Below are 26,815 nucleotides of genomic sequence, written 5' to 3'. Positions count from 1 at the left end.
CGGAGAAAACGTCACAGGATAATCTTTTGACGACCTGTGAGGGACTTCGCGATGACCTACTCCCAAACCACCACCACCACTGATCAGCGTACCTTTGGTCAACTCCTGCTGGAACTCGACATCCACCTCAGTCCCGAGGAAGTGGATCGTTTAGAGAAAAACTTTCGGGTGTATCTCGCCTGTAAAGGCTATCCCCTCACTAAAGTTCCTTACTGCGCTATCGAGCGTGAGGTAGATAGTCATGGTCGCTTGATGGCTGAAACGGTCAAGCCCAGTTCCCTAGAGACCAATGCCGCCTTTGAGCGGGCTTGTCAATGTGCTCAGATGTCCCTGAGTCACCTCAGTGCGATGACCGAACGCTTCCTAGGGGATCTCCAAGACTTGGCCACAAGCCACGGTTACCCCAAACGGTTGGGAACTGACCTTGCGCGGGGAATTCTCGCCAACTATTGGCAACAATGGGGGCGGGAGCGATTTTACCAATGGGTGATTTGGTTGGTGGAAAATTACACCAATGAATCCACGGAAGAAATTCGTGAATTGAGTGAACTCTATGAAACAGCGTTAGAAATTTATGATCAACTGTTTCGGGATTATTGCGGCTTTTCACCGCGTCTAGGGGCGAAATAATGCCCAACTTCGGCGGGGGACTTTGCTAGAATCAGTCAACAGATAGTTTTTCTGTGGTCAGCGGTAGGCTATCGCTCCTAGGTATCTTGCGAGGTCGGGTTTCTATGCACTTAAGTGAACTCACCCATCCTAACCAGTTGCATGGGTTGTCCATTGCCCAATTGAGTCAAATTGCCGCCCAAATCCGCGACAAACATTTGGAAACGGTGGCGGCCACGGGAGGACACCTTGGGCCAGGGTTGGGGGTTGTCGAACTCACCCTCGCACTGTACCAAACCCTTGACTTAGACAAAGATCGCGTGATTTGGGATGTGGGGCACCAAGCCTACCCCCACAAAATGTTGACGGGTCGCTACAACAACTTCCATACCCTGCGGCAAAAAGGAGGAATTGCTGGCTATCTCAACCTCCGCGAAAGTCCCTTTGATCACTTTGGTGCCGGTCATGCCTCCACCAGTATTTCGGCAGCCTTGGGGATGGCGATCGCCCGCGATCTCAAGGGAGAGAAGTTCAAAGTCGTGGCCATTATTGGCGATGGTGCCCTAACTGGGGGGATGGCGCTAGAAGCGATTAACCATGCCGGCCACTTGCCCCACACCAACCTAATGGTGGTGCTCAACGACAATGAGATGTCCATTTCCCCCAATGTGGGCGCGATTCCCCGCTATCTGAATAAAATCCGCCTCTCGCCGCAGGTGCAATTTATTACTGATAACCTCGAAGAGCAGTTCAAACATATCCCCTTCTTTGGTGAAAACCTCACCCCAGAGATGCAGCGCATCAAGGAGGGGATGAAACGCCTTGCAGTTCCTAAGGTAGGCGCCGTCTTTGAGGAATTGGGCTTTACTTACGTTGGCCCGGTGGATGGCCACAATTTGGAAGAACTCATTACCACATTCCAACATGCCCATACGATTCCCGGTCCTGTCTTGGTTCACGTGGCAACGGTTAAGGGCAAAGGCTACGCGATCGCCGAGAAGGATCAAGTGGGCTACCATGCGCAAAACCCCTTTGATCTCGTCACTGGTAAGGCCAAGCCCTCCAGTAAACCCAAGCCCCCCAGCTACTCCAAAGTTTTTGGCGAAACCCTGACCAAATTAGCGGAAAACGACCCGCGCATTGTTGGCATTACAGCGGCGATGGCCACGGGTACAGGGCTAGATATTCTCCAAAAACGGGTGCCCAACCAATACATTGATGTCGGGATTGCCGAGCAGCACGCCGTAACGATGGCCGCTGGTATGGCCACCCAAGGAATGCGCCCCGTAGCGGCGATTTACTCCACCTTCTTGCAGCGCGCCTACGACCAAATTGTGCACGATGTCTGCATCCAAAAACTACCCGTCTTCTTCTGCATGGATCGGGCGGGGATTGTCGGTGCTGATGGCCCCACCCACCAAGGGATGTACGACATTGCCTATTTGCGCTGCTTACCGAATATGGTGCTGATGGCACCCAAGGATGAGGCCGAACTGCAACGAATGATTGTAACGGGCATCAACTACACCGATGGACCGATCGCCCTGCGCTATCCCCGCGGCAATGGCTATGGTGTCGCCCTCATGGAGGAAGGCTGGGAACCCCTCGAAATCGGCAAAGGGGAACTCCTGCGCCCCGGTGAAGATATTCTCTTGGTGGCCTACGGCTCAATGGTCTATCCAGCGATGCAAGTGGCGGAAATCCTCAAGGAACACGGCATGAGTGCTGCAGTGATCAATGCCCGCTTTGCCAAACCGCTAGATAGTGAGTTGATTCTGCCTTTGGCGAAACAAATTGGCCGCGTGGTCACCTTAGAAGAAGGCTGCCTGATGGGCGGCTTTGGCTCGGCGGTACTCGAGGCACTCCAAGAGGCGGATATTCTGGTGCCTGTGCTGCGTTTGGGGGTACCGGATATCTTGGTTGAGCACGCTAGTCCCGATGAATCAAAAGCGGACTTAGGACTCACACCCCCACAAATGGCTAAAACGATCATGCAAAAGTTTGGGGTTGCTCAACCAACGGTGGTGACTGCCTCCTAGGGATAGGGACGTGCCAGAGTGATCACGGCATTCTGACCACCAAAGCCGTAGCTACAGCAGAGAATGTGCCCTAAAGAGGCAGTGCGGCTGTGTTGGACAATGTCGAGGTCAAAGGCGGGAGTCTCACAGCCAACACAGGGGGGAATCTCCTGTGCCCGCAATGACAAACAGGACAGGGCGATCGCGATCGCGCCAGCAGCACCTAGGGTATGCCCAAGGGCACCTTTGTGACTCGTGACCGCAACCCCTTGACCAAAAAGGGTTTGAATCCAAGTGGCTTCGGCGGCATCATTACGCTGTGTGCCCGTACCGTGACTATGGATACAGTCGATCTGGTGCGGTGTTAGCCCCGCCTGAGCCAAGGCCTTTTGGATAGCTAGGAGAGCACCGGTTTGGTTGACACTGGGAGCAGCCATATGCTCGGCATCGGCACTGAGACCCACCCCAGCAATTCGGGCATAGGGGTCAATACCTCGCGATCGCGCCCGTGCCTCGGATTCTAGGACGACAATGGCACCGCCGGCAGCTAAGCCAAATCCCTGCCGCTGGCGATCGAAGGGAGCCGCGCGTGCCTGAGCCAACACCCCCAACTGCCGAAACCCTGCCAAGGTCAAGGGGGAGACAGCGGATTCAGCGCCCCCAGCCAACACCAGATCACAATAACCCTGCTCAATCAACAGTGCCCCTTGGGCGATCGCCCACATTCCCGTGGCACAGGCCGCTGTGGGGTTGAGCACTATCCCCTGAATGCCCGCAATTTGCGCCACCTGCTGCGAGACAGTTGCTGGCAAGGTTTGTAACCATGTTTCTCGCGATAGGGAAGGCTGCCGCAACCACGTTTCCCACTGAGCTTGGAAGCCCCGACTGGAGCCAACCACCACTCCAGCACCGCCTAGGGGAGCCGTTAATTTTGCATCGTTGAGCGCTTGAGTCGTCGTCGTTGCAATAATTTTCTCAATCGGCAAGGTGATTGCACCCACCAGTCCTTCAGGCGTGGCGATGAGTGCCGTTTTTCCTTGACAGTAGCGCTGCCATGTGGCGATCGCGGTGTCCCCAAGCGCTGTCCACAGCCCAATCCCAGTAATAACAACATTCACTGCACAATTGATTCAAGTTATGATCGACGTAATCAAAACGTAATCAAAATCGTGACGCGAGGACAGCAAGCTTGGAAGCGGCAACGGAGTATTGTGTGGTGATGGTTACCACGGCCACAGAAGCTGAAGCACTCTCCTTGGCCGAACAACTCGTGGCTGAGCACCTCGCCGCCTGTGTGCAGATTCTGCCCATTCAATCAATATACCGCTGGCAAGGAACCGTACATCGCGATCCAGAATGGCAATTGCTCATTAAAACTCGCATCGCTTTATTTGAGCAGGTGCGCGATCGCCTGCTGGCATTGCACAGTTATGAAGTCCCAGAGATCATTGCCCTACCCATCATTGCTGGTTCTCCTGCCTATTTGAATTGGGTGCAAGAGCAAACTCAAAAGCCATCTAGAGGTTAAGAATGTCGGAACCCAAGATCAAAAGTTTGTATTACATTACCCATATCAACAACCTACCCTCTATCTTCCAACATGGCATTCTTTCCCACCAACAAGTTATAGAGCGTCGTCTTTCCCCCACACCGATTTATAACGCAGAAATTGTTGCGCGGCGGCAGCAACGCCTCACGCCGAAGGGGCGGAGCCTATGGGAGTATGCCAACCTCTATTTTCAAGCCCGCAATCCGATGCTCTATAAAGTCTTGAGTGAAACCAATAAACATAACGTCGTCATCTTAGGAATTAAACCCCGTGTCCTAGACACTGAGGGAGCATTGATTGCTTTAGGGAATGCAGCTCACTCCCTGACTGAGCTAGTCGATGTTAAAACTGGATTGCAAGTCATCAATCGCGATTATTGGAGCATTCTCAATAATGACTGGTGGAAAACTGAAGACGGTACAAAACGGAAAATCATGGCAGAATGTCTCATTCCAGAAGCAGTTCCCCCCACTGAAATTCATTCTGTCTATGTTGTCAGTCAAGAGAGTGCTGAACGCATTCGAGGACAGTTGAATTCCGTTGCAGTCGTGGTTGAACCCCACATGTTTTTCCAGCCTCGACGACGTGCTGCAATTACCAGCCATCTATCTTGGGTAGATGGAGATATGTTCTTCTCCCAAATGCAAACCTTAACAATCAGTGTCAATACCGTTGGTGTGATGGGTAAGGGATTGGCGTCGCGGGCGAAATACCAATTTCCCGATATGTATGTTGTTTATCAAGATGTCTGCAAGAAAAAGCAACTCACAATGGGTAAACCCTATTTGTATAAGCGTGAAGCCTCCTTGGACAGTGATCTTGCTGATGAGCCTTTGAGCTTACCCAACTTAAATGCCAACAAATGGTTTTTACTCTTTCCGACTAAAACTCACTGGAAACAATCTTCTGATATCACAGGGATTGAGCAAGGTTTGCAGTGGTTAGTGGAGAACTATCAAACGGAAGGAATACAATCTCTTGCTGTGCCAGCCCTTGGCTGTGGTCTCGGCGGGCTAGACTGGAAAGAAATCGGGCCACTGATGTGTCGTTATCTTTGCCAAATGCAGATTCAGGTTGCCATTTACTTGCCCCAAGAACAAGAGGTGCCAGTCGAGTTTTTAACCAAGGATTTCTTGTTGGCTTCTTAAGGTCATCGCGAACCTCTTTGCTCCAACTGCTTGAAAACGCCTAGACACCGCTTCCTCTAAAACTTAAGATGGAGAAATGGTCTCCCTTGCTCGCAAAAATCTTTTAGAAGACTTTAGTCGCTTTCTCGTTGCGCAACTGGGCATCACGTTTGCTGTCAGTCTCGTTACCATTCAAACGGGACTGCTTGAGGGGTTTGGTCGCTCCGCCACTCTCTTGGTGAACAAAAGCCAAGCGGATTTCTGGATTGCCTCCAACGAGCTGCGTTATTTTGGCCTGACATTGCCCATTGAGTATCAAGTTGTCCTCGATGCCCAAGCAGTGGAAGGGGTTGCGGCCGCAGAACCACTCCTGACCCAATCAGCGATGTGGCGGCGTTCAGAGACAGAGGCGATCGATCCAGTACAAGTGGTGGGTATTGAACCGACAGGAACCTTGCTGCCTTTGACGACAGTGGCTGGTGCAGCCCTGACGGAGCTAGAGGAACCCTACCGTGTCATTGTGGATCGCATTGACCTCAATGCCCTTTCCCTCACGGCTCTAGGGGAGCAAGGTCGCGTGAATAACTACCCAGCGACGGTCATTGGCTGGACGCGCGGTGTCAAATCCATTGTCTCTAGCCCCTATGTCTTTACCTCGTTGGAAACGGCGAACCTATACTTGAACTTCCCTCGGTTTGATACCAGTGAGCCGGTGCCCGAATTTCTGCCGTTGGTGTCCCCCAGTACTCGCATCACCTATGTCATGGTGAAAGCCAAGCCGGGAGAGGATTTAGCAAAGGTACAGGAGCGATTGCGGACAGCCTTTCCCAACTATCAAGTGCTCAGTCGTGCCGCCCTGACTGAAATGACGCGGCGCTATTGGTTGGCCAGTACCAGTGTGGGGTTTATTTTGGGGCTGGGAGCAGGGGTGGGCATGGTTGTAGGGGTCGTGATTGTTAGTCAGATTCTCTATTCCTCGGTGAGCGATCGCCTACAGGAGTATGGCACCCTCAAAGCAATGGGGGCTTCTGACTGGTACTTGTATCGCATTATTATTGAGCAAGCCCTGTGGATGGCAGTACTGGGTTATCTGCCCGGTTTAGGCCTGTGCTGGGGACTGGGGATGTGGACGATGCAAGCCCGTGCCATCCAAATTATTATTACTCCCCAACTCGCCCTAGCGGTTTTTAGTGCCACCGTGGCCATGTGTGTCAGTGCTTCCCTATTGGCGATTCAAAAAGTGATGCGTCTTGATCCCGCCCAAGTTTTTCGAGCTTGAATCATGCCCCGCCCTACCCTCCCTTGGTCAACCTGTCCGCCTCAAGGAGAACCTGTCCTCAGTGGTTGGGAACAGGCGTTGAGTGAAGTGCCCCGTTGCCCCCCCTTGCCCCCCCAAATGCTCTCCTCTATTCGCGCGGCCTTTGCCTGTGCCCTCCATATGCACCAGCCGACCATTCCAGCGGGGGAGGGCGGCAGCCTCATCAGTCACTTGCAGTATATGCTGATGCATCCCCATGAGGGGGACAATCACAACGCGACCCAATTTCTCTGGTGTTATCGGCGCATGGGAGACTGGATTCCCCAGTTGGTGGCTGAGGGCTGTCAACCTCGGATTATGCTCGATTACTCCGGCAACCTCCTCTGGGGTCTGGAGCAGATGGGACAGGAGGAGGTACTGGACGCCCTACGGCGGATTACCGTCGATGCCTATGCTCCCTATGTGGAATGGCTGGGCACCTGCTGGGGACATGCGGTGATTCCCTCCACTCCAATCGCTGACATTGAGTTGCATATTCGCGCTTGGCAGCATCAATTTGTGGCCCTCTTTGGGGTTGAGGCGCTGCAACGGGTACAGGGCTTTTCACTGCCAGAAATGCATTTGCCCAACCATCCGGATACGCTCTTTACCTTGGTGACCTGCCTCAAACGCTGTGGATACAGTTGGTTGTTGGTACAGGAGCACAGTGTCGAACAGTTGGATGGGGCGCCGCTACCCTACGCTGCCAAGTATGTACCGAATGTCCTTGTGGCTCGCAACTCCCAAGGAGAGGTGGCGGAAATAACGGTGCTGATTAAAACCCAAGGCTCGGATACGAAACTTGTGGCGCAAATGCAGCCTTATCACGAAGCTAAGCATCTGGCCACTCACTGGCAGGCTCCCCTCGGTCCCCCCTGTGTGAGTCAAATTGCCGATGGTGAAAACGGCGGTGTGATGATGAATGAATATCCCCGCGATTTTATGCCGGTGTGGCATGAGATAAAAGCGAATCCGCAGGCGGGGGTGGTGGGTCTCAATGGCAGTGAGTACCTTGCCCTCTTGGCGGCTCAGGGGGTGACTAGCGATCAATTTCCTCGCTGTCAGGCGGTGCACCAACATCTACTCTGGCAGACCTTAGGGGATAGCCCGATGACGCCAGAAAGGGTTGCGGCAGCGATCGCCCACCTCGAGCAAACCAATCCCCGCTTCTCCATGGAAGGTGCCTCTTGGACGAATCACCTCAGTTGGGTCAAGGGCTATGAGACCGTTCTGCAACCGATGGAACGCTTGAGTGCCGAGTTTCACCGCATCTATGATCCTTTGGTGGCGGCTGATCCGCAAGTGACCCAAAGCCCTGCCTACCGCGAAGCGCTCCTCTATGTGCTGACATCACAAACCAGTTGTTTTCGCTATTGGGGGAGTGGCCGCTGGACAGACTATGCAAAAACGATTTGCGATCGCGGGATGGCACTGTTGCAAGAAACCCGCGTTTGAGAGGGAGTTTGCCAAGAATTCGTAAAATAAGTTATGGCATGGCAGAACTGGTGCATACCTCCTTTAGGAGCGATTGTGGCGGGTTCCCTCGCCGTCACCCTTACCCGTGAACCGCTTCCTGTGGTGGCGGTCAGTTCTGTGGGGGCATTGGTGGGCACTTGGGTGCAAGATCGTCAACGTCCTTCCCTAACCCCCCAGATCGAAGACCTCCTCCAACGTTTAGAGGAAAGACTGCAACACCTTGAAACCCCAACTTCTGGGAATGGCCCACGTCGTACCGCTATTTTCTACGACATTGAAAACCTGATCAAAGGCTACAACATCAAAGCCGCAGATGTGGCCAAAATTTCCCTCGCGGCCATCCAAGCCCATATTCGCCAAGCCTACCCCATCGAGCGGGTGCTGCTGCAACGTGCCTATGCCAACTGGAGTGATGCTCGCCTTGGGTCACTGCGCCGGGAAATGCACCAATTGGGCATTGAGCCTGTACAGGTCTTTGGTTTTTCCTACGAAAATCGCAAAAATGCTGCTGATATTCAGTTGGCCATTGATGTGGTGGATTTGATTTTTCAGGATGACCGCTTTGATACGTTTGTGATTGTCTCCGGCGATGGTGGCTTTGGCTCCCTTGCCAAGAAGTTACGGCAGTACGGCAAAACAGTCATTGGCTGCGCCTACGAAGATGCGGCTGGCAAGAGCTTTCAGGCCATTTGTGATGCCTTTGTCCACATCCCTGATCCAACCGTAAAACCCCGCCCACCTGTGGCCAGTCCCGCTCCCCCCATTGAAACTCCGCCCCCGAGCATCCCACCCTCCGCCATTCCCTTAGATCCCGATAATCGTCGTTTGTGTGCGGATTTGAGTGTCAGCTTGGCTCGCCATGCTGAGGGGGCGATCGCCAAAACGCGGGAGATTCTCGATTGGTACCGCCGTGATCCAGAGTGCGGTAAACTCCTGCGCGAGGAAGGGCTACCCATTAGTAAAGTCCAAGGGGCGGTGCAAGCCCTGCTGCCCAACTTTGACATTTTGCTATTGGGGATGGTCAAGTTCTCGGAATACTTGCGCTACGTCTGCAAAAACACGATCTTCTGCGTCTTTCATCGTCAGGGCAGTGCCAATCAACTGCGTCTTGGTCTACGGGAGCATCTTCCCCCCAGTGCTGTGGTGATGGCCAATTTTGAAAAGCGTCCCCTCCATAGTCTGGCAACCTATCGCGCTTTGCTCAGTCACGAACGGGTGGCGATCGCTCAACCGACAGCCTTGGCTCATACTTTGGCATGGCTCCTTGATCATCGCGATTGCGCTGCGACTCTAGAAGAACTGGCCACCATGATTGAGAAAACCGCGCCAACGGAGCTTAGTCGCAGTCAAACTGAAATTGCGTTGAATAACTGCCAAGCGGCGAATATTCTCGTGCCGGCTCCCCACACGGGCGATCGCTATTTTGTCGCTGCGAAAATCACAACACTCCCCGAAGGCTATGCAGCACTGGCGCAGTGGCTAGATCAGACCCTTCAGGTGTTTTTTGAACGGGTAGGGGCACATCCGAAACCAGAACTGTTGCGGGCACTCATTGAGCCATCTGTTTCAGTACCCAAGTAGGCGATCGCCATGGATTTTCCTTGGTTGGTGTGGTTAGAGACCTGTGAGAGCACGAATACATGGGCATTGCACTACGCCGATCAGCTCTATGGTGGTCAAGTTATCTACACTCAGGCACAAACACGGGGGCGAGGTCAGTACAACCGTACTTGGCAGTCCCCAAAGGGAGTGTTGACGGCCTCTTTTATCCTGCCGCAGTCACCGGCGATCGTTGCTCCCAGTGTCCAAGCCGGGATAGCAGTGATGCGGGCGTTGAGTGGGCTGCGGCCAGCGGTAGAACGCCATCTGCAATTGAAGTGGCCGAATGATGTGATGGCTCAGGGCAAGAAACTGGCGGGAATTCTCTGTGAAAGCCGTTCCCCTTGGCTGGTGGTGGGGGTGGGACTTAACCGCTGTGTTGATGTTGAGGCGATGGGCATTCCCCAAGCCATGAGTCTTCATCGGCTTCTTGATCCTTGTGAAGCGGTCCCCACAGACTTGGAACTCTTGGCGGCCATTCGTGCTGAACTCCTTTGGTGCTGGCAACGGGCACAGGGGGCGGGGGTAGCTGCGGAGCGAGATTTTCTGCGGGGGCGATCGCTCACTCTTGTTCAAGGAGCACAAAGGTGGCAGGGCATCGGTGTGGGAATTAGCGATCGCGGGACATTGCAGGTGCGCCTCAGCAATGGCGAAGTGCGGGAATTTAGCAGTGGCCATGTCATCTACACCCTCTAGAATTGATTGCGGAAGTGGGCAGCCCGTCTGCGAAAATTGTCCTTGGTACTACAACCATCTGAGGTGTGCATGAAGGGTTGGCAGGTCTGTTGGCAACGGGCGATCGCTTTCGTTCTCAGCATCGTTCTCCTGTGGTCAGTGGGGGACATCGCAGCGGCAAAATCCAGTGGCTCACTGGCAGAGGTGGCGGCTCCTGTGGCCATTGAGGATATGAAGGATTGGTTCGATCGCTATGAACCTCGGCTGAAAATTCTCACCCCCGAAGCCAACCAAACCCTCCAAAGCCGCAACGTCACCGTCAAGCTAAGTGTCCAAGGGCTACGCCTGTTTCAGGATCAGCGCACAGGGTTAGGCCCCCATGTGGAGGTGGTGCTCGATGATCTGCCCAGCCGCAGTGTCTATGACCTGAGCACCCCCATTGAATTTACGAACCTTGAGCCGGGAACGCACCTTCTGCGTGCTTTTGTCGTGTATCCGTGGGGTGAAAGCCTGAAAAATCCCCTTGCCTATGCTCAAACCGCCTTTCATCTCTACACCGCAGATGAGGACACTCGATCTGCCAGTCTTCCCCTGCTCACCTACAATCAGCCCAGCGGTACCTATGGCGCTGAACCAGTGCTCCTTGATTTTTATCTCAGCAACCTGCCGTTGGATCAGGAATTAAACAATGAGAAGGTGTGGCAGGTGCGCTGCACGATCAATGGTCAATCCTTCACGGTCGATCGCTGGCAGGCCTACTATCTCACCGGACTCCAGCCGGGGGATAACTGGGTGCGGCTCGAACTTCTTGATGGCAATGGTCAGCGTATCCCCTCTCCCTACAATCCCATTACCCGCCTCGTGACCTATCAACCCAATGGCAAGGATGTCCTCTCGCGCCTGCTGCGGGGAGAACTGGCGGCAAAAAATCTCCAAAGCAGCCTCAGTCCGGATCTACCCAGCAACCTGCCTCCCGAACCCACGCCAGAGCCAAGCCCTGTTGTTGAGGAACCCGCAGCTCCCGTTGCTCAGGAATCTGCACCAACACCACCCGCAGAAGAAGTCGAGGAAGCGTCACCCACCCCTGAACCCGTAGAGGAACCAGCCGTTGCCCCAGAGTCAACCCCAGAACCGACAGTGAAGGTTGAAGCAGAAACAGAGACACCGGCACCGCAAAAACCCTTCTGGCAGCGTCTGAATCCCTTCAAGAAAGCAGAAAGCCCCACTCGTTCTGTCCTCGTTAGCCCGCGAATCAAACCCTCTCCTTCTGTGGATGAACCCACCCCAGCGGCTACTACACCTGAGGTCACTGAACCCGAGACTGCTGCCACTCCAGAGGATTTGCCACAATTAGAAGAACCGACGCCCCCTCAGGAGTAAAACCATGCAAGGAACCTCCTTAGCCACTGTTCGCCTTCAACCCTCATTTGCCGTCCCTTTAGGCGTACTGCTGTTGAGTCTGCCCCTATGGTGGCTGCGCTGGTGGTTGGGCTTGCCCCTTTCGCTCTTTGCGATATTTTTGGCGGTGCAGGCGGCGACGCTGCGCTTGGAGTTTACCGCAACCGCTCTCGATGTCTATCGCGGCAGCCAACAGATTCGCCACTTTCCCTATCAACAATGGCAGCACTGGGAGGTCTTTTGGCCAGCATTTCCTGTCCTCTTTTATTTTCGGGAGGTCAAGAATATCCACTTTCTGCCGATTCTGTTTGACGCCAAAACTTTAGTACAATGCCTCCAAGAACGCTGCCCACGCACAGCCTTTATTTCCAAGGTTCGCAATGACGGATGACCCTACGGTGACTGATGCCTCTGAACCTACCCCAGAGGAATTGACTGCCCTGAAAGCTCAGCGGGATGCCCTCAAAGCTGAAATTCAAGCCCTTGATGCTGAGTTTCATCGTCTCGTTCACGATCGCCTCAAGTCCCTTGAAGAGCGGCAACAAAGTCTGCAACTCACCATTGAGCAACTAGAACGGCGCAAGGAACGCATTGAACAGGAGCTACGCCGCAATTTTGTGGGTGCCTCCCAAGAACTCGCGATTCGAGTGCAGGGGTTCAAGGAGTTTCTCGTCAAGAGTATGCAGGAGTTGGCGGCCACCGTCGAGGAAATGGAATTGCTGCCCCCGCCGCCCGCTGTAGCGGAAACTGCCCCTGCCCCAGCAGAAACAGCGACAACGCCCCCCAAGTTAGTTCTTGATGAGGGATTTCAGGAGGAAGCGGATCGGATTCGCCGTTTGCTAGAGCAATATCGGAGTAGCCCCAACTACTATGGCCCCCCTTGGCAGTTGCGACGCACGTTTGAGCAAGTTCATGCTGAGCGAGTAGAAAGTTGGTTCTTTGATCTCGGGGGACGGGGTGCCCTGCGATCGCTCCCCAGTCGGTTGCAAAATATCCTTGTTGCCTCGGCAATCATTTCGATCCTACGGGACTTCTATGGCGATATGTTGCGGGTTTTGGTTTTGGCTGATTCCCCTGAGCGGCTGGGGGACTGGCGACGCGGATTGCAGGACTGCTTAGGGATTAACCGTCAAGATTTTGGCCCCGATCAGGGAGTGGCCCTCTTTGAATCTGCGGATGCTTTGGCCTTTCGGGCCGATCGCCTCGAGCAGGAGGACTACATCCCTCTAATTCTCATAGATGATTCCCAACCCCAAGTCAGCCTTTCCCTGCTGCAATATCCCTTGCTCTTGGGCTTTGCCCCTGAACCCCAGTTGCGTCCTAGCCGTAGTTCTGATTTCTTTGAGTAGTTTCAGTCACCCTTGGAGGCTCCCGTGACCACTGCATTGATCCTTGGACTACTGGCGCTCATGAGTTACCTGCTTGGCTCGATTCCCACGGGCTACCTCTTGGGGAAAGCACTGCGGGGTATTGATATTCGTGAGCATGGCTCTGGTTCAACGGGGGCGACCAATGTGCTGCGGGTGGTGGGCAAAGGCCCCGGACTGGTGACGTTTTTAGTCGATGTGGGCAAGGGACTAGGGGCAGTTCTTTTGGCACGTTGGGTCTTGGGGCAATCTTGGAGTACAGTACCCGCCAATTGGTTGGAATTTGTGCTGCTGGCGATCGCCTTCATTGCGGTTCTCGCTCACAGTAAGCCGATTTGGTTGGGCTGGCGCGGCGGCAAATCCGTTGCCACGAGTTTAGGGGTGCTCCTTGCCCTCAATGCCCCCACGGCTTTGGCCACCTTTGGGGTGTTTCTCGTGGTCTTGGCCGCCAGCCGCATTGTCTCCCTGAGTTCAATCACTGCTGCTATCTCTTTGCCCTTCTGGTTTTGGTTCTTTACGCAGTCGTGGCCGTTTATCGGCTTTAGCGTGATTGCAGGGGCTTTTGTGATTTGGCGACACCAGAGTAATATTCAGCGCCTGCTTGCAGGGACAGAACCACGTTTGGGCGCCTCGGAAGGATAGACCGCTGAGAAGGTCACGTTTGGACAGGTTCGGAGTTTGCTCCCCACATTTGAGAAAACGGTTGTCTTTGTACATTTGCAAGGCCTCTGAGGTTGCTACGATGAGTGGATACCAGTTTTGGTGGGGAGATTTGTGATGGAAACACTGCGGGGTCGTGATTTGCTGAGCATCGCTGACCTTTCACGGGCAGAGGCGGAGTATCTGCTGGATTTAGCAGCACAGATGAAAATCGGCAAGGTGGCTCCCCAGTGTCCCAAGGTCTTGGGGCTGCTGTTTCAGAAGGCTTCCACCCGTACCCGTGTCAGCTTTACGGTGGCGATGTACCAACTGGGTGGCCAAGTTATTGATCTAAATCCCCAATCCACACAGGTGGGGCGCGGTGAACCGTTGCCCGATACAGCACGGGTATTGGATCGCTATTTGGATGCGGTGGCAATTCGTACCTATGGTCAGGCGGAAGTGCAACTGTTTGCTGACTATGCACGGATACCCGTGATTAATGCCCTCACCGATCGCGAGCATCCCTGTCAGATTTTGGCGGATCTGCTGACGCTACGAGAATCCTTTGGCACGTTGGCGGGACTGACCCTCTGCTACATTGGCGATGGCAATAATGTGGCGCATTCTTTACTCCTGGGCTGTGCCCTCTTGGGGGTGAATATTCGTGTGGCTTCTCCACCGCAGTTTGCGCCTTTGCCCGATATTGTGGCGCAAGCCAAGGCATTGAGTGGCGGCAAGAGTGAAGTGACTGTTCTCACGGATCCGCAGGCAGCGGCTAAGGGTGCCCATGCACTTTACACGGATGTCTGGGCGAGTATGGGACAGGAAGCAGAAGCAGGCGATCGCCAGCCCATTTTTCAGCCCTACCAAATTAATGATCAACTCCTAGCCCTTGCGGATCCACGGGCGATCGTTCTCCATTGCTTGCCGGCTCACCGCGATGAGGAAATTACGGCCAGTGTCCTTGAAGGGCCGCAGTCTCGCGTTTGGGAGCAGGCGGAAAATCGTCTCCATGCCCAGAAGGCTTTGCTTGCCAGTCTCTTGGGATAGGGTGATGCTCTACCACCGTTGGCAGAAATTCAGCCTCTCAGATCGGTTATTGCTGGTGGGAGCGGTCATCTGTGGAGCTTTTCTGCTGCTGGCGGTTCTTGCTCCCCTTGGCCAAGCCCTCGGTTGGATTGCCAATCCCCAAGAATTTCTTGACTTTCCGATTCACGCGCCGCCTTCACCGCAGCACTGGTTTGGTACGAATCGCTTGGGCTATGATGTCTTTTCCCGCACGATCTTTGGTGCCCAAGCGGCCTTGCAGGTGGTCTTGGTGGCAACGGTTTTGAGCTTGCTGGTGGGGGTGCCCTTGGGATTGTTGAGTGGCTACCGCGGGGGCTGGCTCGATCGCGGGTTGCTCTTTTTTATGGATACGATTTACACGTTGCCGGGGCTACTACTGGCGGTAACGGTGGCCTTTGTGGTCGGCAAGGGGGTGCTCAATGCGGCGATCGCCCTTAGTGTCGCCTATATTCCCCAGTACTATCGGGTTGTGCGCAACCACACGGTGAGCCTGAAAAATGAGGTCTTTATCGAAGCTGCCCGCGCCCTTGGTGCCTCTACCCCTCGCATTCTGCAACGCTATCTTTTGGTGAATGTGCTTCCCAGTATTCCCGTGCTCTTTACGCTCAATGCCGCCGATGCCATCCTGACCTTGGCCGGATTGGGGTTCTTGGGCTTAGGGTTGCCGCCGCAGGTACCAGAATGGGGGCAGGATCTGCGACAGGCCTTGGATGGGTTGTCGGTGGGCATCTGGTGGACGACGCTCTTTCCGGGACTGGCCATGACCCTGCTGGTCGTGGGTCTGTCGCTCCTTGGTGAGGGCTTGGGAGAACGTCTTGATCCCCGACAGTTGAGTTAGCCAACAGTGTCTCATCATGCCTGATCATGTCTTGGTGACCGGTCCGAGTCGCAGCGGCAAGAGTGAATGGGCAGAAGCCTTTGCCGCCCAAAGCGAACAACCGGTGATTTATATTGCGACGGCGATCGCCCCCCCAGAGGATACAGAATGGTTGCAACGGATTGACCAGCACCGTGCTCGCCGCCCCCCTGAGTGGGAGTTACGGGAGTGCCCCCTCGAACTGGCTGCCCTGCTGCGTGAGCTGCCGCCTGATCATTGCGCCCTTGTCGATTCCTTGGGAACATGGGTGGCCAATTGCCTAGATCAATCTCAAGATCAATGGCAAGAAACCGTTACTGAATTCCTAGCGAGTGTGCAAGGGTGTGCCGCTCAACTGATTTTTGTGGCTGAAGAGGTGGGCTGGGGAGTCGTTCCTGCCTATGCCAGTGGTCGCTGTTTTCGCGATCGCCTAGGGGAACTGTGTCAGCAATTGAGTCCGTTGATGGCGGAAGTGTATCTTGTCACAACTGGCTTTGCACTGCCGCTGCACCAATGGGGTATCTGTCTCAGACATGTTAGGGATAAATTGGACTCGCAAGGATAGCCTTCAGGGGGATTCCTCAGGGGTCATGGGGGCAAGGGCAGCCACAATGGCATCAGTGACACGACGTACAGGATAAATTTCTAGCCCCGCGATCGCGCAGGCTTGGCTTTCGGGAACAATGGCACGGCGAAATCCCAACTTCAGCGCCTCCCGCAGCCGTAGCTCCAATTGAGAGACTGCTCGCACCTGTCCCCCTAAACCCACTTCACCAATGATCACGGTTTGGGGGTGCACCCAGCGATCGCGAAAACTCGCCACAACAGCCACTGCCACCCCCAGATCAGCAGCGGGTTCCGCCACATTCAGCCCCCCCGAGGACGCCACATAGGCATCTAACTTTGAGAGGGGCACCCCTAGGCGTTTTTCGAGGACGGCGAGAATTTGCAAAAAGCGATTGTACTCAATGCCTGTGGCCGTGCGGCGCGGCGAGGGATAACTGGTGGGGCTAACTAAACTTTGCAACTCAACCACCAGAGGACGGGTACCTTCACAGGCAACAATGGTGGCAGTACCGGGGGTTGGCTCGCGATCGCCCAAAAACAGCGCGGAAGGATTGCTGACCTCGGCTAAGCCCTGCGCCCCCATTTCAAAAACACCCATTTCTTGACTGGCACCAAAGCGGTTTTTGACGGCGCGCACCAAGCGGTGACTGGCAAAGCGATCGCCCTCAAAGTAGAGCACGGTATCCACCAAATGTTCCAGCACCTTCGGACCGGCGATCGCCCCCTCCTTTGTTACATGACCCACAATAAACAGACTCATCTGCTCCCGCTTGGCTAAGCGCATCAAGGCGGCGGTGCCCTCGCGTACCTGAGACACAGATCCCGGAGCTGCCGTCAGTTGGGGCAGATACACCGCTTGGATGCTATCAATTATCGCTAGATGGGGTTGCAGGTGGCTAAGTTCCTGCAAGATGACCTCTAAATCCGTCTCGGCCAATAGATAAAGGGAAGGGGGGGCAGCAATGCCCAGTCGTTGCGATCGCAATTTCACCTGTTGGGCTGATTCCTCTGCACAGACATAGAGCACCCGCTGCTGTTGCCCCAAGGTGGCTGCCATCTGCAACAAAAGCGTGGACTTGCCAATTCCCGGTTCGCCGGCCACCAAGACGAGGGAGCCAACCACAATCCCCCCTCCCAAAACCCGATCCAACTCAGTAAATCCAGAGGCAGAACGGCTCTGTGTCTGTTCGCTAATCTCTCCTAAGGCCTTGGCGCTGAGGGGTTGGGGAGTGGTCGATTTGCGGTGGGTTGTGCGTCGAGCAGCGGTCTCTACAGGGGTAACCACCTGCTCATCAAGGGTATTCCACTGACCACAGTTGGGACAGCGACCAAAGTATTGCAGCGACTCGGCACCACACTCGCGGCAGATGTACAGTACCTTGGCCTTGGGCATCCCTTGCCGAGTTCAATCCTATTGCACACCCAACAGTTCAACGTCAAAAATCAGCGTCGCATTGGGGGGAATGACCCCACCGGCACCGCGTGCACCATAGCCTAAGTTCGGGGGAATAATCAGCCGCCGCTGCCCCCCCACGTGCATCGAGCCAACTCCTTCATCCCAGCCTTTGATGACTTGACCGACACCAATTTGGAATTGGAAGGGCTGACCGCGATCGCGGGAGCTATCAAAAATGCGGCCATCGGTGAGCATTCCTGTGTAGTGCACCGTTACCCGATCGCCCACTTGAGGCTGTGCCCCTGAGCCGACAACAATATCTTCGTATTGCAAACCTGAAGGGGTGGTCACCACCTTTGGATTCCCCATAAGTCCCGCAGCCTCCGTTGACGCTTCCAAGGGCACACTGGCGATCGCGATCGGAGCGGCCACCAACCATACCACTACTAGGACAATACCACACAGGAGCCAGCCGTAGGCTCGATGCACCAGTTGTCTTACCATGAGCGATTTTTTAACTCCCTAACTTCCCGTTCGAGGCGATCAATGCGTCCCCGCAGTTCATCAATTTCTGACTGTTGTGGCACCCCCAAGCTCTCTAAAAACTGGCGCGTTTGCCGTTGCACCGCTTCATCGAGGGAAGCGGCATCTTCTTTGAGGTGGGCAAGGACTTCATCCACCATTGCCTTGGCCTGATCGGCATTGAGGCGTCCCTCTTTCACCCATTGGTCGCTCACTTGACGTAACTTTTCGGCCACAAGAGAGGTGGTGCCGACACCAATTAAAAGCAATTGCTGAAGCAGATTTTGCTGGTTCATGGGGCACGTTCAAAACGCCTATCTTGTATTGTGCCATCGGCTCCTAGGGTTGCGGTAAGATGAGTAAAAGGTCAAGTTGTATAGATTCGCATCGCCAGCGAGGTTGAGGATGATTGAAAAAATTGCCATTGGTCTGTGGGCATTTTCAGCAGTTGGCCTGATTGTATTGGTCTTGCTCCACAGTCCCAAGGGGGATGGCCTCGGTGGTATTGGCGGTCAAGCCCAGCTCTTTACCAGCACCAAAAGTGCAGAAACCACATTAAACCGTGCCACTTGGACATTGACGGTGTTGTTTATGGCGCTCACCGTTGCTCTGAGTGCCGGTTGGCTGCGCTCGATTTAGTTAAGACAGCGTGTCTTTCTCCTTTGCGATTCGTCCAGCGACCCCAGCGGATGTTCCCATCATTTTCCAACTGATCCAAGCGCTTGCGGCCTATGAAAAGCTTAGCCACGCCGTAACGGGTACAGAGGAAGCGCTGCGGCAGCATTTGTTTGGCGATCGCCCTTATGCCGAGGTACTCCTTGCCCATACCCCCACAGAAGTGATTGGCTACGCCCTGTTTTTCACCACCTACTCCACATTCCTGACGCGCCCCGGCCTTTGGCTAGAGGATTTGTTTGTCCTCCCTGCCTATCGGCGTCAAGGGGTGGGCACTGCTCTCCTGAAGGCATTAGCCCGGCTAGCCAGCGATCGCGACTATGGCCGTATCGAGTGGAGCGTCTTGGACTGGAATACTCCCGCGATTCAATTCTATGAGCGCATCGGTGCCACAATCCTATCCGACTGGCGAATCTGTCGGTTAACCGGCAGCGCCTTGATGAATCTGAAGGAGATGACCTAAAGTCTATTGCCCAAACAAACGCTTCAAATCTTGCTGTGAGGAGCCAAAGCGAGAATTAACTCGCAATGACTGTTGGTCGAGTGAACGGCTGTAAGTTAGTGGTTCCAAGGCCCGCAAGCGAGCTTGCCCCTGCGCCCGCAAACTATGAGCTGGTTTTTCGACGATTAGTTGCTCAATTGCTTTGATGCGAGCAGGAACATTGGGATGAGTAGTATCAAACTCAGAACCCGGTAGGCGTGCTAAAACTTGAAGTAGTCGCAAACAACCCTCTGGCTCGAAACCAGCCGTTACAGCATAAACATAACCCGTAGCATCTGCTTCAAATTCCTGCTTGCGACTACTTTCGAGAATTTCACGCTCAAACTGCTCTTTCTTTTGGCGTTTAATCTCTTCAATCCGTTGCCGAGAGACTTCAATGGTGCGCTGACTAAATCCAGAAGTATTCACCCCAAAAATAGAGCCTAGGATTGCATTGGTTGTTAATTTTCCTTGGGCACGGCGAATTTCCTCTTTGATTGCTGCTTCAGCCTCCGCTTCAATTTCCTTGAGGCGCTGCTGTCGCTGAGCTTCACTGAGGGCAATGTGACGGTGAGTGTGATGGGCAATTTCATGACCCACTAAACAAGCCAATGCTGAGGCGTCTCCTGACAATTGATCAACAATACCTGCATATAATGCGACAAGATTTACTTCAGTTGCAAAGGCATTAATGTCATACTTTGGGAGAATAACAATGCGCCATGGATTTTGTTCCAACCCATTTGCCCTAACAATTCGCTCGGTAACACGATAAAGTACGTACCAATCATGGGATAGTTCTTTTTCAGCCTTCTGATAAATTGGATGAGGGGTATTTGCAGGGCGAGAACTTACATTTTGAGCACTGACGGCAGGAGCAAATCCTAGAAGGCTTGTCAATAAAAATGATAATATTTTTGTGGTTGTTTTCGGCTTAATAAGCATGATTCGTTAACTCAATGTAGGAACAACAAAACTGAGTTTTTACTTGAATAACTCAGTACAAATTAAGTTAAGCTTTTTGGCAACTTAGTACCGTAGGTCACTACCAAGTAATGATCCTTCCTTAGTTTTTAACAAAGAAAGCTCTCATGGTTTGTGACTAGAAAGACAATTTATTATAAAATTTTGCTTGGAAAGCCTATAGACTTATGTCTATGATTTTGATTTTTGAATAACCCGTCGCCCCAGATAGCGGCCAAGGGTGTAGGCCAACCATTCTAGATCTCTTGAGGTCACGCTAAGGGCATTTTCAGTCAGTTCGATCGCTTGGCTACCGGCACGAATCACCAGTTTGCTCGCTAGCTCTTGGCGATCGCCCCCCTGATCGCGGTAGGTGCCTTGGGGCTGAAATTCAATCTGTTCAATCACTTCAAGGGGCAGGACTTTGGGACGACGCCAGCGGAAACCCAGGATATGTTCGTAGAAGCGCAGATCCTTACGGGTGACCATCAGCACCTGCCATCCCAATAGCATGTAAAGAATGCCACCAATGAGACCTAAACCGACAGCAAGATGACCAGTGGCAAAAACAGCCATCAGCCAAAAGCCAGAACTAATCGCTAGGCTGTACCAGACCACTAAAAACCCATTCCAAGCCACGGCAAAGGGAATCAGGAAGAAGAGACTGACATTAAATCCAACCGGGGGAATTTGCACCAGTAGCCCTTGGGGCGTTTCTCTCACCTGTAGGCGGGAGCCGTAGGGTGGCGTTTTTGTGATGAGTGAGGCATTGTCGGGTGACGTGTCCAGTTGCTTGAGGGCTTGGCGAGCCGCAGTCGCGGAGTCAAATCGCTCCTCAAGGGCGGGGGCAACCATCTTTTCGAGCCAGCGGATAAAGGGGGGACTTAAGGAGACCAAGGGTTGAAATTGAACCCGCAGTTCCTTTTGTGGCAGTTCATCGGGGGGAGTGCCGGTTGCTAAGTAGATGAGGGTCATGCCCAAGGCGTAGAGATCACTGGCGGGCAAGGTTTTACCGCCGAATTGTTCCGGGGGCATATAGCCGTAGGTACCCACCACGGTTCGGGTGCGGCCTGCGATCGCGGTTTGTACTGCCCCAAAATCCACAAGATAGACCTTGCCAAGATCATGACCGGAGCGATCGCCCAAGAGAATATTCGTCGGCTTAATATCGCGGTGAATCACCGGCGGTTGACGGCTATGGAGATAGATCAAAATATCCAGCAGGCGATCGGCCAAAAGCCGCAAATCCTCTTCGCTAAACACTCGTCCTTCTGCTTGCCATGTGGCGAGGGATTTTGCCTCAATGTAGGTTTGCACCAGAGCAAAGCCCTTGAGATCAGGGGTATTGATTTCAAAGTAGTCGAGATAGCGGGGAATGGCCGGATGATCCAAGGTTTGCAGCACCGCCGCTTCCCGTTCAAAGAGCTTAAAGTCGTCCCATGTCATGCCGCCACCAAAGAGCAGCAGCTTCAGCACCACCTGTTCATAGCGCCGCCGATCCAACGCCAGATAGGTGCGCCGCCCCGGATGAGACCCCAGTTCGCGCAGAAGTTCATAGCGATCGCCCAAAATTTGACCAATCAGCTCCGCCACATGTCTTTCCCCGTTGGCCAACTCTATCCTAGCGAGTGAGTTGCTGAACAATCTCTGGGGCAATCCCTTCGAGCACCTTGAGGGCTTTGAGGCTGCCTTGAATCAAATGTGCCGCCGCACGGGGGTTGCGCAGCATTGCGATCGCCAGTGGCCCCGGACGCAAATTGCCTTGAGAATCAAAGGCTTGACTCAATTCGGGTAGGTCGCGATCGCCACCATCACTGATCACCCGCACCATCACGACTGGAATTCCCGCTAAAGCCTTGAGGAGTGGCACCCCCTCCATATCCACCACCTCCACCCCCCAGCGAGCCGCAAGGCTCTGTTTTTCCTGAGCCTGAGAAAGGGTTCTTGCTGTGGTGATGCCTTTCACCCGTCGCCACGCAGGCGCCAATTTCGCCGATAACCTCTGGTCTAAAGAATAGGTTTGCCCTGCTTCATCCTGACACGTGGTATAGACCACCACTTCACCAACGCGATCATCAGGACGTAAGCCGCCACAGACCCCCAAGATGAGAACCATGGCAGGCGATTCCTCAAGGGCACTCATCAACGCCGGTGTGGTCACTGCGGCTGCCCCTGCTCGGATCGGAATAATCACCCCCTTGGACGCCTGTAGCCCCCGTTGTACCGCTTGATATTCTGCCCCTTGGGGCACAAGGATGAGGCATCGAGTCATTGTTGATGAACGTTGCTGTGCTGCCCTGTTGACACAACCGCTACGCTGGGAGTACACATTTTCGAGCTGACTGCCGTCTTAACTTTTGGATAGGCCGATCGCGGGCAATTTAGAAACTGACCAATGGAAAGAGTGTCACACTCAAGCGTCCGCTATGGTGGACGAGAGGCATTTTCCGCCAAATCTGATACCGTTGTTAATTGTTGAAGCTATGTTATTGTTCTGGCAAATTGTGAGCTATCCGCCATTCTACCTCAGGCAATCTCGGCAACTGTCACAGGCCACCTAGACAAACAAAAATGAGTATGATAACTATAGATTTTGCTCAATCCTTGTTTGTGGAAGTCGTCCCCTGCTGGGTTGCGATCGCGAGACCCTTTTGGAGAATCGTGAATTGACTGCCCTAGAGCGTTGGCCTGAGGAACGGTCGAGGATTGACTCAACTATCGATCAATGCGTGTAGGAGTGAACCCCCATATGATTCAAATGGTGCTGGAGAACCCAGTTTCCGTCAAGGATGCTGAGCGCTTTTGCCAAGAGATACTCCCCCAAGTCTCGCGCACATTTGCCCTCAGTATTCGCTTCCTTCCTGGAAATTTGGGTCGGGCGGTTCTTGTGGCCTATCTCATCTGTCGCATTGCCGATACCGTTGAGGATGATCCGGTGGCCAGTATCCCGGCAAAAACAGCCCTCTTGGATCACCTGCTGGAGTGTTTTGACAGTGCCGATCTAGCCAATAGCTATGGTGAAACCGCACGGGGGGTTCAGGGGGAGCCAGCCCATGTCCAACTGGTGAAAAATACGGGACTCGTTTTTGCCCTCTACCGTTCTTTGCCCCTCACGTCCCAACAGCACGTCCAACGCTGGGTCAGCGAAATGGTGCACGGGATGAAAAAGTTTATTAACCTCTATCCCAACGGCATTCGCATTCAAACCCTCGATGAATATAAAGAGTACTGTTACTACGTCGCGGGTACCGTTGGCTATCTCCTGACGGATTTGTGGTACGAGCATTCCCCCAGTATTGGTGCCGATGAATACCAAGTCCTGCTCAAGCGCTGTGCTGCTTTTGGTGAAGCGCTGCAAACGGTGAACATTCTCAAGGATATTGCTTGGGATGCGGAGCACGAAAACTCGATCTATATCCCCAATGAATCTCTTATGCTCCAAGGCAGTAGTCATCAGTCCATCCTCAGTGCTGAACATCTTGAGCAAAATCATGCTGCCATTAAGGAATTGATTGCCCTTGCTTGGCATGATCTCGATGAAGCCCAAGCCTACTTGCTGTCGGTGCCCAAGGCGGCGATTCCGATTCGCCTCTTTTGCGTACTGCCGCTGCTCTTTGCCTATGCCACCCTGCGGGAACTCACTCACTCGACGGCGATGCTGCAGCCGGGGGGGGTGGTTAAAATTAGCCGTGCCGAGGTGAAATCCCTGATGGTCATGGGGCCTTTATCGATTCTCAGTAACCACAGTCTGCGCTGGCTGATTGGCCAAGTACGGCAAAAGCCTTTCATCCTTGGCGGTCTTTAGGCAAATGTGCCAAAAAAGCCAATGGTTGGGAGAACCAGAATCCGTTAGGATAGGGGGAGATTGCTGAATTGTTGCAAATCTTCATAACCCGACATGAATTGTATTATTCACCGCCGTGCTGAGTTTGCCGCCAGTCATCGCTACTGGTTGCCAGAATGGTCTGAAGCGGAGAATTTGGCTCGGTTTGGTGCCAATAGTCGCTTTCCCGGCCACGGTCATAACTATGAGTTGTTTGTTTCGATGGGGGGCGTTGTTGATGACTTTGGCATGGTGTTGAACCTATCGGATGTCAAGCACATCATTCGCCGTGAAGTCATTGAACCCCTGAATTTTTCCTATCTCAATGAGGTGTGGCCAGAGTTTCAAGCCACGTTACCGACAACTGAGCATATTGCACGGGTGATTTGGGATCGCCTCTCGCCCCATTTACCCCTGGTGCGCATTCAACTGTTTGAACATCCCCGCCTTTGGGCGGACTACACGGGAGACCCTATGGAAGCCTATCTTTCTGTTGGTACTCACTTTAGTGCGGCGCATCGCCTAGCCCTTGAGGATCTCAGCTACGAAGAAAACTGCCGCATCTATGGCAAGTGTGCCCGCCCCCACGGCCATGGCCACAACTACCACGTGGAGATTACGGTTAAGGGGGCGATTCATCCGCGTACGGGCATGATTGTTGATTTGGTCAAGCTCGAAGAGGTTCTCAAGGAACAGGTGATTGAACCTTTGGATCACACGTTTTTGAATAAGGATATTCCCTATTTTGCGACGGTGGTGCCGACGGCAGAGAATATCGCCATTTACATTGCCCAATTGTTGCAGGAGCCGATTCGCCAGTTGGGGGCGACGCTGCATAAGGTGAAGTTGATTGAGAGTCCCAATAACTCTTGCGAAATCCTCTGTGAGGAATTGCCCCCTTGCGATGGGGTGCTCAGTGGTGCGCTGCCAGTGTTGGAGCGAGTCTAGGTCATGTTGAGCAATATCCCTTGGCTACTGGCCGCTAGTTTGTTGACAGCAACGTTGCTGATCTATTTTCCCTACATTTTCGTTGTGGTGGGGCGCTTGCAGGCGGGCTTTGATATGGCAGCTCCCCGTGCCCTCTTTGAGAAGCTGCCCCCCTTTGCGCAGCGGGCGGTGTGGGCACACGAAAATAGCTTTGAAACCTTCATGCCCTTTGCGGCGGCAGTGTTGCTGACCCTTTTTGCGGGGGTGAATAATTCAACGGTGGCGATCGCCAGCCTCAGTTTTGTCGCGGCTCGCTTTTTGTACAGCATCTGCTACATTGCCAACTTTCCCCTTGGTCGCTCTCTCATGTTTGGCGTGGGAACAGCAACCACCTTGACGCTTTTTTGGCAAAGTCTCACCGCCCTTGGCCGTTAATATAGTTTATAAAATCCTTGAGGAAATGCACTGAGCATAGAGTATTCTAAATGTCTCTTGATAATCTCCGCACCCTCTACCAGCAAGTCATTCTCGAGCACTACAAGAAACCCCGCCACCGTGGCCGCACCCAGCCCGTGGATCGCCAGCAGCGGGGACATAACCCTTCCTGTGGAGACACAATTGATTTAACCGTTGCCCTAGGCACCAATGAGCAGGGGGAGACGATCATTCAGGATATTCAGTTTGAGGGGGAAGGCTGTGCGATCGCCATGGCCTCAGCGGATTTAATGGCCGATGCCCTGCGGGGGCAACCCGTGAGTCGTGCCCTACAAATGGTGGAGCAGTTCCAAGCGATGATGAAGGGGCAGTTTGAATTCCCTCGCGAGTTTCGCAAGCTCAATGTCATGCAGGGGGTGGCTCAGTTCCCGGTGCGAATTAAGTGTGCGACATTGACATGGCATACCCTACGGGCAGCGTTGCAGCAGGATCAAGCCCCTGTGAATGGTTTTGTCAGTAATGAGGAGGAAGAGTAGTGCTGACCCCCGCCGATTTTGCCACCTATAGCCGTTGGGCTGGCATTGCCACCCTTGTCATGGCTGGCTTAACCGCAGTCACATTTGTTTTTCGCTGGGGTGTGCGCTTTCGCTTTGTTGGTATTACGGGGTTTCTCGGTGTTGTGACGGTGGGACTCTTTGCCCTGAGTATTGTGCCGATTGTGCACTCCCCAGTGCCCGGTGCCGGCAAATACACCCTCGTCTATGACAATGGGGCAACGCAAGTCGTGATCACAGTGCCCCCTGATATCGAGAGCAGTACCCTTGAGGCAACGCTCGTACAGGCAGCGAATGATTTATTTTCCTTGGGACGGTTAGGCCGAGGGGGCGATCGCCTGACGGTGATTGCGCGTACCGTTGCGCACCCTGAACCGGGGGTGACTGAACCCATCATTTTAGGGGTGGCCACCCGCTCCTTGAGCGATCGCACCTATACAAATGTGACGGTTAAACTACTCAAAACCTAACCGCATGTATGGTATATTAGTAATTCCGAGGACGCATAGCTCAGTTGGTTAGAGCACCACGTTGACATCGTGGGGGTCACTGGTTCGAGTCCAGTTGTGTCCATTCTTCTAAAATTTTGAATTCAAGGAATTTTGAAGAAAGCCTCAGGGAGGCTAGTTGACAATCCCTTCTTGGCTCCCAACTGCAAACTTTGCACTCAATTGCTAATCGCTAAGATGCGGACGGAGGGACTTGAACCCACACACCTTGCGGTACTAGAACCTAAATCTAGCGCGTCTGCCAATTCCGCCACGTCCGCAGCAAACCTAGTCTAGCGCACT

Annotated in this window: 29 protein-coding genes and 2 tRNA genes; 23 read left to right on the top strand and 8 right to left on the bottom strand. The window is 53.6% G+C overall.

What is annotated here, in order from left to right:
* Window positions 1-51 precede the first annotated feature (51 nt).
* Entirely contained in the window at window positions 52-630 is a 579-nt protein-coding gene (locus KV190_RS04095) for a hypothetical protein (RefSeq protein ID WP_460194711.1), read from the top strand.
* A 104-nt stretch (window positions 631-734) separates the two neighbouring features.
* Window positions 735-2,648 carry a 1-deoxy-D-xylulose-5-phosphate synthase gene (gene dxs, locus KV190_RS04090; RefSeq protein ID WP_460194710.1) on the top strand — a complete coding sequence of 638 codons (1,914 nt, stop codon included), beginning with the start codon at window positions 735-737 and terminating at the stop codon, window positions 2,646-2,648.
* On the opposite strand, the gene KV190_RS04085 is transcribed toward dxs, so the two are convergent.
* The gene (locus KV190_RS04085; protein ID WP_460194709.1) at window positions 2,645-3,745 is read right to left on the bottom strand and encodes a beta-ketoacyl-ACP synthase; all 1,101 of its coding nucleotides are present in this window, start codon (window positions 3,743-3,745) and stop codon (window positions 2,645-2,647) included. The two genes, dxs and KV190_RS04085, sit on opposite strands and share 4 nt — an antisense overlap.
* A gap of 101 nt (window positions 3,746-3,846) precedes the next feature.
* Here KV190_RS04085 and cutA point away from each other — a divergent pair, with 101 nt between their 5' ends.
* The 13 genes from cutA (at window position 3,847) to cobU (ending at window position 16,246) form a co-directional block, all read left to right on the top strand.
* Window positions 3,847-4,155, top strand: a complete 309-nt coding sequence (cutA, locus tag KV190_RS04080; RefSeq protein WP_460195218.1) for a divalent-cation tolerance protein CutA — start codon at window positions 3,847-3,849, stop codon at window positions 4,153-4,155.
* A gap of 2 nt (window positions 4,156-4,157) precedes the next feature.
* Window positions 4,158-5,324, top strand: coding sequence for a DarT ssDNA thymidine ADP-ribosyltransferase family protein (locus KV190_RS04075; RefSeq protein WP_460194708.1), 1,167 nt, complete (start codon window positions 4,158-4,160; stop codon window positions 5,322-5,324).
* A 76-nt stretch (window positions 5,325-5,400) separates the two neighbouring features.
* Complete coding sequence (locus KV190_RS04070) at window positions 5,401-6,582, top strand: ABC transporter permease (protein ID WP_460194707.1); 1,182 nt, start codon at window positions 5,401-5,403, stop codon at window positions 6,580-6,582.
* Window positions 6,583-6,585: 3 nt separating this feature from the next.
* Window positions 6,586-8,055, top strand: coding sequence for a glycosyl hydrolase family 57 (locus KV190_RS04065; RefSeq protein ID WP_460194706.1), 1,470 nt, complete (start codon window positions 6,586-6,588; stop codon window positions 8,053-8,055).
* Between the two features lie 75 nt (window positions 8,056-8,130).
* The gene (locus KV190_RS04060; protein WP_460194705.1) at window positions 8,131-9,657 is read left to right on the top strand and encodes an NYN domain-containing protein; all 1,527 of its coding nucleotides are present in this window, start codon (window positions 8,131-8,133) and stop codon (window positions 9,655-9,657) included.
* Between the two features lie 9 nt (window positions 9,658-9,666).
* Window positions 9,667-10,371: a biotin--[acetyl-CoA-carboxylase] ligase gene (locus KV190_RS04055; protein ID WP_460194704.1), complete on the top strand. Its 705-nt coding sequence runs from the start codon at window positions 9,667-9,669 to the stop codon at window positions 10,369-10,371.
* Between the two features lie 69 nt (window positions 10,372-10,440).
* On the top strand, window positions 10,441-11,730 hold the full coding sequence (locus tag KV190_RS04050) for a hypothetical protein (protein WP_460194703.1): 1,290 nt from the start codon (window positions 10,441-10,443) through the stop codon (window positions 11,728-11,730).
* 4 nt (window positions 11,731-11,734) lie between these two features.
* Window positions 11,735-12,139: a DUF3119 family protein gene (locus KV190_RS04045; protein ID WP_460194702.1), complete on the top strand. Its 405-nt coding sequence runs from the start codon at window positions 11,735-11,737 to the stop codon at window positions 12,137-12,139.
* Window positions 12,129-13,097, top strand: coding sequence for a DUF3086 domain-containing protein (locus KV190_RS04040; RefSeq protein ID WP_460194701.1), 969 nt, complete (start codon window positions 12,129-12,131; stop codon window positions 13,095-13,097). The genes KV190_RS04045 and KV190_RS04040 overlap by 11 nt, the downstream gene beginning before the upstream one ends.
* Window positions 13,098-13,121: 24 nt before the next feature.
* Window positions 13,122-13,757, top strand: coding sequence for a glycerol-3-phosphate 1-O-acyltransferase PlsY (gene plsY, locus KV190_RS04035; protein ID WP_460194700.1), 636 nt, complete (start codon window positions 13,122-13,124; stop codon window positions 13,755-13,757).
* 135 nt (window positions 13,758-13,892) lie between these two features.
* Window positions 13,893-14,807 (top strand): ornithine carbamoyltransferase, encoded by a 915-nt coding sequence (argF, locus tag KV190_RS04030; RefSeq protein WP_460194699.1) that lies wholly within the window; start codon window positions 13,893-13,895, stop codon window positions 14,805-14,807.
* Window positions 14,808-14,811: 4 nt separating this feature from the next.
* A complete protein-coding gene (locus KV190_RS04025) occupies window positions 14,812-15,663 on the top strand; it encodes an ABC transporter permease (RefSeq protein ID WP_460194698.1) in 852 nt (283 codons plus the stop codon).
* A 16-nt stretch (window positions 15,664-15,679) separates the two neighbouring features.
* Window positions 15,680-16,246, top strand: coding sequence for a bifunctional adenosylcobinamide kinase/adenosylcobinamide-phosphate guanylyltransferase (gene cobU, locus KV190_RS04020; RefSeq protein WP_460194697.1), 567 nt, complete (start codon window positions 15,680-15,682; stop codon window positions 16,244-16,246).
* 3 nt (window positions 16,247-16,249) lie between these two features.
* On the opposite strand, the gene radA is transcribed toward cobU, so the two are convergent.
* From radA to KV190_RS04005, 3 genes are read right to left on the bottom strand one after another with little or no spacing between them, the layout of a single operon-like run.
* Window positions 16,250-17,641, bottom strand: a complete 1,392-nt coding sequence (gene radA / locus KV190_RS04015; RefSeq protein ID WP_460194696.1) for a DNA repair protein RadA — start codon at window positions 17,639-17,641, stop codon at window positions 16,250-16,252.
* An 18-nt stretch (window positions 17,642-17,659) separates the two neighbouring features.
* Entirely contained in the window at window positions 17,660-18,148 is a 489-nt protein-coding gene (locus tag KV190_RS04010) for an FKBP-type peptidyl-prolyl cis-trans isomerase (protein ID WP_460194695.1), read from the bottom strand.
* Complete coding sequence (locus KV190_RS04005; protein WP_460194694.1) at window positions 18,142-18,462, bottom strand: phasin family protein; 321 nt, start codon at window positions 18,460-18,462, stop codon at window positions 18,142-18,144. The genes KV190_RS04010 and KV190_RS04005 overlap by 7 nt, the downstream gene beginning before the upstream one ends.
* Window positions 18,463-18,571: 109 nt before the next feature.
* Between KV190_RS04005 and secG the strand changes: the two genes are divergently transcribed.
* Both secG and KV190_RS03995 read left to right on the top strand, forming a co-directional pair.
* A complete protein-coding gene (gene secG, locus KV190_RS04000) occupies window positions 18,572-18,805 on the top strand; it encodes a preprotein translocase subunit SecG (RefSeq protein ID WP_297047470.1) in 234 nt (77 codons plus the stop codon).
* A 10-nt stretch (window positions 18,806-18,815) separates the two neighbouring features.
* Complete coding sequence (locus tag KV190_RS03995) at window positions 18,816-19,304, top strand: N-acetyltransferase family protein (protein WP_460194693.1); 489 nt, start codon at window positions 18,816-18,818, stop codon at window positions 19,302-19,304.
* 3 nt (window positions 19,305-19,307) lie between these two features.
* On the opposite strand, the gene KV190_RS03990 is transcribed toward KV190_RS03995, so the two are convergent.
* The 3 genes from KV190_RS03990 to KV190_RS03980 all read right to left on the bottom strand — a co-directional run bounded on the left by KV190_RS03990 (window position 19,308) and on the right by KV190_RS03980 (window position 22,557).
* On the bottom strand, window positions 19,308-20,267 hold the full coding sequence (locus KV190_RS03990; protein WP_460194692.1) for a M48 family metallopeptidase: 960 nt from the start codon (window positions 20,265-20,267) through the stop codon (window positions 19,308-19,310).
* A 210-nt stretch (window positions 20,268-20,477) separates the two neighbouring features.
* A complete protein-coding gene (locus KV190_RS03985; RefSeq protein WP_460194691.1) occupies window positions 20,478-21,878 on the bottom strand; it encodes a serine/threonine protein kinase in 1,401 nt (466 codons plus the stop codon).
* 28 nt (window positions 21,879-21,906) lie between these two features.
* The gene (locus KV190_RS03980; RefSeq protein ID WP_460194690.1) at window positions 21,907-22,557 is read right to left on the bottom strand and encodes a phosphorylase family protein; all 651 of its coding nucleotides are present in this window, start codon (window positions 22,555-22,557) and stop codon (window positions 21,907-21,909) included.
* A 477-nt stretch (window positions 22,558-23,034) separates the two neighbouring features.
* Here KV190_RS03980 and KV190_RS03975 point away from each other — a divergent pair, with 477 nt between their 5' ends.
* The 6 genes from KV190_RS03975 (at window position 23,035) to KV190_RS03950 (ending at window position 26,597) form a co-directional block, all read left to right on the top strand.
* Complete coding sequence (locus tag KV190_RS03975; RefSeq protein ID WP_460194689.1) at window positions 23,035-24,090, top strand: phytoene/squalene synthase family protein; 1,056 nt, start codon at window positions 23,035-23,037, stop codon at window positions 24,088-24,090.
* A gap of 93 nt (window positions 24,091-24,183) precedes the next feature.
* Window positions 24,184-25,056: a 6-carboxytetrahydropterin synthase gene (locus tag KV190_RS03970; protein WP_460194688.1), complete on the top strand. Its 873-nt coding sequence runs from the start codon at window positions 24,184-24,186 to the stop codon at window positions 25,054-25,056.
* Window positions 25,057-25,059: 3 nt separating this feature from the next.
* Entirely contained in the window at window positions 25,060-25,470 is a 411-nt protein-coding gene (locus KV190_RS03965) for an MAPEG family protein (RefSeq protein WP_460194687.1), read from the top strand.
* 50 nt (window positions 25,471-25,520) lie between these two features.
* On the top strand, window positions 25,521-26,006 hold the full coding sequence (gene sufU / locus KV190_RS03960; protein ID WP_460194686.1) for a Fe-S cluster assembly sulfur transfer protein SufU: 486 nt from the start codon (window positions 25,521-25,523) through the stop codon (window positions 26,004-26,006).
* The gene (locus KV190_RS03955; RefSeq protein ID WP_460194685.1) at window positions 26,006-26,494 is read left to right on the top strand and encodes a DUF2518 family protein; all 489 of its coding nucleotides are present in this window, start codon (window positions 26,006-26,008) and stop codon (window positions 26,492-26,494) included. The genes sufU and KV190_RS03955 overlap by 1 nt, the downstream gene beginning before the upstream one ends.
* 29 nt (window positions 26,495-26,523) lie before the next feature.
* Window positions 26,524-26,597 (top strand) — tRNA-Val (locus KV190_RS03950).
* 114 nt (window positions 26,598-26,711) lie between these two features.
* Here KV190_RS03950 and KV190_RS03945 read toward each other — a convergent pair.
* A tRNA-Leu gene (locus KV190_RS03945) sits at window positions 26,712-26,793 on the bottom strand.
* Window positions 26,794-26,815: the final 22 nt, after the last annotated feature.

It is taken from the genome of Thermosynechococcus sp. FA-CM-4201 (assembly GCF_054689355.1).
This window is presented reverse-complemented; position numbering and strand designations above follow the sequence as displayed.

Excerpts from the sequence above, each read along its gene's own strand:
- KV190_RS04095 (WP_460194711.1), top strand. The coding sequence starts at position 52 with ATGACCTACTCCCAAACCACCACCACCACTGATCAGCGTACCTTTGGT.
- dxs (WP_460194710.1), top strand. The coding sequence starts at position 735 with ATGCACTTAAGTGAACTCACCCATCCTAACCAGTTGCATGGGTTGTCC.
- cutA (WP_460195218.1), top strand. The coding sequence starts at position 3,847 with ATGGTTACCACGGCCACAGAAGCTGAAGCACTCTCCTTGGCCGAACAA.
- KV190_RS04075 (WP_460194708.1), top strand. The coding sequence starts at position 4,158 with ATGTCGGAACCCAAGATCAAAAGTTTGTATTACATTACCCATATCAAC.
- KV190_RS04070 (WP_460194707.1), top strand. The coding sequence starts at position 5,401 with ATGGTCTCCCTTGCTCGCAAAAATCTTTTAGAAGACTTTAGTCGCTTT.
- KV190_RS04065 (WP_460194706.1), top strand. The coding sequence starts at position 6,586 with ATGCCCCGCCCTACCCTCCCTTGGTCAACCTGTCCGCCTCAAGGAGAA.
- KV190_RS04055 (WP_460194704.1), top strand. The coding sequence starts at position 9,667 with ATGGATTTTCCTTGGTTGGTGTGGTTAGAGACCTGTGAGAGCACGAAT.
- KV190_RS04050 (WP_460194703.1), top strand. The coding sequence starts at position 10,441 with ATGAAGGGTTGGCAGGTCTGTTGGCAACGGGCGATCGCTTTCGTTCTC.
- KV190_RS04045 (WP_460194702.1), top strand. The coding sequence starts at position 11,735 with ATGCAAGGAACCTCCTTAGCCACTGTTCGCCTTCAACCCTCATTTGCC.
- KV190_RS04040 (WP_460194701.1), top strand. The coding sequence starts at position 12,129 with ATGACGGATGACCCTACGGTGACTGATGCCTCTGAACCTACCCCAGAG.
- argF (WP_460194699.1), top strand. The coding sequence starts at position 13,893 with ATGGAAACACTGCGGGGTCGTGATTTGCTGAGCATCGCTGACCTTTCA.
- KV190_RS04025 (WP_460194698.1), top strand. The coding sequence starts at position 14,812 with ATGCTCTACCACCGTTGGCAGAAATTCAGCCTCTCAGATCGGTTATTG.
- cobU (WP_460194697.1), top strand. The coding sequence starts at position 15,680 with ATGCCTGATCATGTCTTGGTGACCGGTCCGAGTCGCAGCGGCAAGAGT.
- radA (WP_460194696.1), bottom strand. The coding sequence starts at position 17,641 with ATGCCCAAGGCCAAGGTACTGTACATCTGCCGCGAGTGTGGTGCCGAG.
- KV190_RS04010 (WP_460194695.1), bottom strand. The coding sequence starts at position 18,148 with ATGGTAAGACAACTGGTGCATCGAGCCTACGGCTGGCTCCTGTGTGGT.
- KV190_RS04005 (WP_460194694.1), bottom strand. The coding sequence starts at position 18,462 with ATGAACCAGCAAAATCTGCTTCAGCAATTGCTTTTAATTGGTGTCGGC.
- secG (WP_297047470.1), top strand. The coding sequence starts at position 18,572 with ATGATTGAAAAAATTGCCATTGGTCTGTGGGCATTTTCAGCAGTTGGC.
- KV190_RS03990 (WP_460194692.1), bottom strand. The coding sequence starts at position 20,267 with ATGCTTATTAAGCCGAAAACAACCACAAAAATATTATCATTTTTATTG.
- KV190_RS03980 (WP_460194690.1), bottom strand. The coding sequence starts at position 22,557 with ATGACTCGATGCCTCATCCTTGTGCCCCAAGGGGCAGAATATCAAGCG.
- KV190_RS03975 (WP_460194689.1), top strand. The coding sequence starts at position 23,035 with ATGATTCAAATGGTGCTGGAGAACCCAGTTTCCGTCAAGGATGCTGAG.
- KV190_RS03970 (WP_460194688.1), top strand. The coding sequence starts at position 24,184 with ATGAATTGTATTATTCACCGCCGTGCTGAGTTTGCCGCCAGTCATCGC.
- KV190_RS03965 (WP_460194687.1), top strand. The coding sequence starts at position 25,060 with ATGTTGAGCAATATCCCTTGGCTACTGGCCGCTAGTTTGTTGACAGCA.
- sufU (WP_460194686.1), top strand. The coding sequence starts at position 25,521 with ATGTCTCTTGATAATCTCCGCACCCTCTACCAGCAAGTCATTCTCGAG.